This window comes from Pauljensenia sp. UMB3104 (assembly GCF_030217285.1).
Classification (GTDB): domain Bacteria; phylum Actinomycetota; class Actinomycetes; order Actinomycetales; family Actinomycetaceae; genus Pauljensenia.
In genome coordinates this window covers 1-293 of the sequence record NZ_JASONN010000214.1, presented here as the reverse complement: position 1 = coordinate 293, position 293 = coordinate 1, and the positions used below count along the sequence as shown (strand labels likewise).

The window sequence follows — 293 nt, the reverse complement described above, 5'->3', positions numbered from 1 at the left end:
CAATTAAAAGAGCTTGAATTGTTTTACCGAGGCCGGGTTCGTCGGCAATTAATGTGTGGTTTTGGAATACTGCTCGCACCGCGCCGATTGTTTGATATGTGTATGGCTGCGGGGTAAACCAGTTATTTGAATTCAGCGGGTGTGTTTTTTCTTCGACCTCCACGCTGCCGGTCGGTGTTGGTGTGATCATATCACGCTGCGCGGCGGCGGGGTAGTAGCAGGGTTCGGAATCGGTTTGCGAGTGGTGGTTTGTTTTTGGGAACCAGTCAGTGGTTCCGGCGGCAGTGGTTCCC

At 52.6% G+C, this 293-nt stretch carries 1 protein-coding gene; it reads right to left on the bottom strand.

Annotated features, from left to right (window positions below; translation table 11 throughout):
- Positions 1-293, bottom strand: a 293-nt coding sequence (locus QP415_RS11430; protein ID WP_285100155.1) for a hypothetical protein, incomplete at both ends; no start/stop codon positions are given.